The organism is Micromonospora sp. D75, assembly GCF_018070405.1.
GTDB lineage: Bacteria > Actinomycetota > Actinomycetes > Mycobacteriales > Micromonosporaceae > Micromonospora > Micromonospora chalcea.
Window position 1 is genome coordinate 1 of record NZ_JAGPXV010000547.1, and the last position, 4,091, is coordinate 4,091.

The window sequence follows — 4,091 nt, forward strand, 5'->3', positions numbered from 1 at the left end:
GACATCGACCGCAGGCCCGACGCCCCGCACCTGACCTTCGGCTTCGGGCCGCACTTCTGCCTCGGTACGGCGCTGGGCCGGATGCAGGTGGAGCTGTCGCTGGGCGCGCTGCTGACCCGGATGCCGGCGCTCGCGCCGGCGGTGCCGCCGGCCGAGATCCCGTGGCGGCACGACCGGATGAACGGCGGCATCGCCTCGTTCCCGGTGACCTGGTGAGCGGCGGTCAGTAGCTCTCCACCGCGTTGACCCGGCCCGGCCAGTAGCGCTCGCCGGGCGCGGGCGCGTAGTGCTCCCAGCGCGGCGGGTTCCCGGTCGGGTGGTCGCCGAGCACGGTGATCCGCTGCCCGCGGCGCAGTCCCTCGTAGTCGTTCACCGCGTAGTGCTGGGTGACCCGGTTGTCCCAGACCGCGACGTCCCCGGTCCGCCAGCGGTAGCGGCAGGTGAACTGGGGACTCTCGGAGAAGGCGAACAGGTGCTCCAGCAGCGCGTCGCTCTCGTTGCGGGTCAGCTGCGGGATGTGCGAGGTGAACAGCCGGTTGACGTACAGCGATCGACGCCCGGTCTCCGGGTGCACCCGGACCACCGGGTGTTCGGCCCGGCTGGTGAACTCGGTGCCGATCCGGATGACGTGGATGGCGGTCAGCCCGTCGAGCAGGTCACGCATCGGCGCGGAGAGCGCCTCGTAGACCCGGCACTGGTTGGTCCACATGGTGTCGCCGCCGACCTCGGGCAGCTGGACCAGGTGCAGGATCGAGGCGATCGGCGGGCTCTGGTGGAACGTCATGTCGGTGTGCCAGACGTCGACCTTGCCGCCGTCGGCGGAGTCGATGACGACGATCTCCGGGTGCCCGTCCAGCCGTGGCAGATAGGGGTGCAGCTCGACCTCGCCGAAGCGGCGGCCGAACGCCACGTGCGCGGCCGGCGTCAGCCCGGTCTGGCCGGCGAGGAAGACCACCTGGTGCTTGAGCAGCAGGTCGTGGATCAGCGCGAAGCCCTCGTCGGTGAGCGTGTTGAGGTCGATGCCGTGAACCTCGGCGCCCAGCGCGCCGGAGACGAGCCGGACCTCGGCCGCGATGGATGTGGTCATCGATGATCCCTCCGGTCTGCGCGCCACGGCTGGTCCGCGAATTGTTCCACGTCCGTGAATGTCCTCACCAGCCGTCGTCGTTGACTCACCCGGCGTACGCCTGGAACCATTCGGTGCCGGCGGGGGCGGCGAGGCCGGCCCGCGACGTGGAGGAGGCGCGGGTGGCGATCGATGCCCCGATCGAGGGTGACGCGGCGGAGCGGCTCGACCGGCTCACCGACCTGGCCACCCCGTTCGCGGTCCGTACGGCGGTGACCCTGCGCGTGCCGGACCTGATCGCCGACGGTGTCACCGGCCTGGCCGAGCTGGCCGGCGCCGCCGGGGCCGACGCCGCCGCGCTGGGCCGCCTGCTGCGCTACCTCGCGCACCGGGGCGTATTCGTCGAGGTGTCGCCGGACGTCTTCGGCCTGACCGACGTCGGCGAGCTGCTCTGCGACCGCGAGGGCGGTGGCCTCGGCGCCTATCTGGACCTCGGCGGCCTCGGCGCGCGGATGGACCTGGCCTGGGCCGGTCTGCCGCACGCGATCCGCACCGGCGGGCCCGGCTACCGCGAGGTGCACGGGCGGGACTTCTGGGCCGACCTGGACGCGCACCCGGACCACCGGGCCTACTTCGACGCGCTGATGCTCAGCCAGCAGCGGTTCACCGCGCCGGAGGTCGCGGCGCTCTACCCCTGGCGCGAGGCGGGCCACGTGGTCGACGTGGCCGGGGGCGCGGGCGGGCTGCTGCGGGAGGTGCTGGGCGCCCATCCGCACCTGCGGGGCACGCTCGTCGACCGCCCCGAGCCGGTGGCCACCGCCGCCGCGACGTTCGCCGAGTGCGGCCTCGCCGACCGGGTCGAGACCGTGGTCGGGGACTTCTTCGCCCCGCTGCCGCCCGGCGCCGACGTGTACGTGATCTCGCGCGCGCTCACCGACTGGAGCGACGCCCACGCCACGGCGATCCTGCGGCGCTGCGCCGAGGCGGCCGGAGCGGCCGGCCGGGTGCTCGTCATCGAGGTGCTGCCGACGGTGCCGCACGTGCCGCACCTGTCCGCGTACGACCTGCGGATGCTGGTGCTCGTCGGCGGCCGGGAACGCGGGTTGCCCGAGTTCGCCGCGCTGGCCGCCGCCGCGGGCCTGTCGCCCCGGCGCACGTACCACGGCGCCGACGGGCTCACGCTCATGGAGTTCGCCGCCGGCGCCTGAGGGCGCGTCGCACCTGTCCGGTGCCGTCCCGTGCGCCCGATCATTGACGTATATGCATCGACATGGCGGCCCTGGGTGGAAGGGCGGTTTTCTCTGGGCATCGGTCAATGTGCTGAGAAATGCGGTCACGACATTTGCCGCCACCCATATCTGCTCGCATTTATCAATGGTTGTTCGCGGGGAGGGCGGCCGGTAACGTCTCGCGTGGCGACTAGCCGATCCCTCGCGAAAGGGTCGACGCGTCATGACGGTTGCTGGCTCCACGCGATATCCGCCCTTCATCGACGACCTCGCCCGCAGCGAATCGGGACGGCTGCTGCGCGCCGAACTCGGACGGCGGTGGCCCGAGACACCCGACCAGCTCGACGCGATAGTGCGCTACGCGCTGCTGCCGGCGGGCAAGATGCTGCGCCCGATGATGACGCTGCACGCGGCCGAGGCGGTCGGCGGATCTCCCCGCGACGCGCTCGCCGCCGCGCTCGCCACCGAGTACCTGCACGTCGCGACGCTCGTGCACGACGACATCATCGACGCCGACACGCTGCGCCGCGGCCGCCCCGCGGTCCCGGTGGCGTACGGCATCCCCGGCGCCATCGTGGCCGGCGACCACCTGATCTTCCACGCCTTCCGGGCCGTCGTGGAGGGCGGTCCGGACACCCCCGCCGGCCCGGTCGTCGCCGCGGTGGCCGCGCTGGCCGAGGCGGGACAGGACCTGTGCCGCGGGCAGGCGCTGGAGGCGCGGCTCGTCGGCGACCTGGACGCGGGCGCCCGCTGGTATCCGGAGATGATCCGGCTCAAGACCGGCGCGCTGTTCCGCGCCGTGTGCGAGATCGGCGCGCTGCTCGGCGGCGCGGACCAGCCGGTTGCCGCCGCGCTGGCCCGGTACGGCGAGCACCTCGGGATGGCCTTCCAGATCCGCGACGACCTGCTGTCCTATCTGGCCACCCCGGAACAGACCGGCAAACCGGCGTCCAGCGACCTCAACAACGGCCGCCCCACCCTGCCGCTGCTGCTGGCGTACGACGCGGTCACCGACGCGACCCGGGTGGAGCTGCTGGCGGTGCTGCACCGGCGCGGCGCCGGTCCCGGCGACGTCGAGTGGGTCGCCGCGCTGCTGCGCGACGTCGGCGCGGTCGACGGCGCCCGCCAGCGGATGGTGGGGCACGCCGAGCGGGCCCGCGCCGAGCTGGCCGTGCTCACCCCGTCCGCGGGCGCGGACGTGCTCACCGGCATCGCGGCCTGGATGACGAGCGGGACGGCGTGAGCACGGCCGCCGCCGTGCGGGCACTGCGGGCCCACGTCGAGACCTGGCGGCCCTACACCCTCTGGTACGTGGGGCTGGTCGGCCTGGCCGGCGCCGCCGTGGCCGGCGGCCCGCACCATCCGTGGGTGCTGCTGTCGGCCTGGGCCGCGCCGACCGCCGGCTGGCTCGGCGGCCACTATCTCGGCGACTACTTCGACAGGCACCTGGACGCCGGCAGCAAACCGCACCGGCCGATCCCCTCCCGGCGCCTCGGCGCGGGCACCGCGCTCTGGTGCGGCTGGGCCTGTTTCACGCTGCTCGGCGTCCTGGCCGTGCTGGGCGGGTGGGGCACCACCGCGGCGGCGCTGCTGGCCGGGTGCGGCATCGTCGCGTACAGCAGGTGGTTCAAGGCCCGCGGCATCGCCGGAAACCTGGTCCGGGGCGCGCTCGGCGCGGTCGCGCTCGTCTACGGCGCGCTCGCCGCCGGCCTCGCCCCGGACCGCGCCTCGGCGACGCCGGTGCTGCTCGCGCTCGTCGTCGCGTTCTGGTCGCACGACGCGATGTCCAACCTGGT

At 73.9% G+C, this 4,091-nt stretch carries 5 protein-coding genes; 4 read left to right on the forward strand and 1 reads right to left on the reverse strand.

Annotation, left to right across the window (positions count from 1 at the left end; genetic code table 11):
• Positions 1-216 (forward strand): cytochrome P450 (locus tag KBX39_RS25090; protein WP_210872820.1); only part of this gene is annotated, 216 nt, incomplete at its 5' end.
• A 7-nt stretch (positions 217-223) separates the two neighbouring features.
• Here KBX39_RS25090 and KBX39_RS25095 read toward each other — a convergent pair.
• Positions 224-1,087 carry a TauD/TfdA family dioxygenase gene (locus KBX39_RS25095; protein WP_113972974.1) on the reverse strand — a complete coding sequence of 288 codons (864 nt, stop codon included), beginning with the start codon at positions 1,085-1,087 and terminating at the stop codon, positions 224-226.
• A gap of 161 nt (positions 1,088-1,248) precedes the next feature.
• On the opposite strand from KBX39_RS25095, the gene KBX39_RS25100 reads away from it, so the two are divergent.
• The 3 genes from KBX39_RS25100 to KBX39_RS25110 all read left to right on the forward strand — a co-directional run.
• On the forward strand, positions 1,249-2,274 hold the full coding sequence (locus KBX39_RS25100; RefSeq protein WP_210872822.1) for a methyltransferase: 1,026 nt from the start codon (positions 1,249-1,251) through the stop codon (positions 2,272-2,274).
• A 244-nt stretch (positions 2,275-2,518) separates the two neighbouring features.
• The gene (locus KBX39_RS25105) at positions 2,519-3,538 is read left to right on the forward strand and encodes a polyprenyl synthetase family protein (protein WP_069088422.1); all 1,020 of its coding nucleotides are present in this window, start codon (positions 2,519-2,521) and stop codon (positions 3,536-3,538) included.
• Positions 3,535-4,091: UbiA family prenyltransferase (locus tag KBX39_RS25110; RefSeq protein ID WP_210872824.1), on the forward strand; the 557-nt coding region annotated here is incomplete at its 3' end. The genes KBX39_RS25105 and KBX39_RS25110, both read left to right, overlap by 4 nt.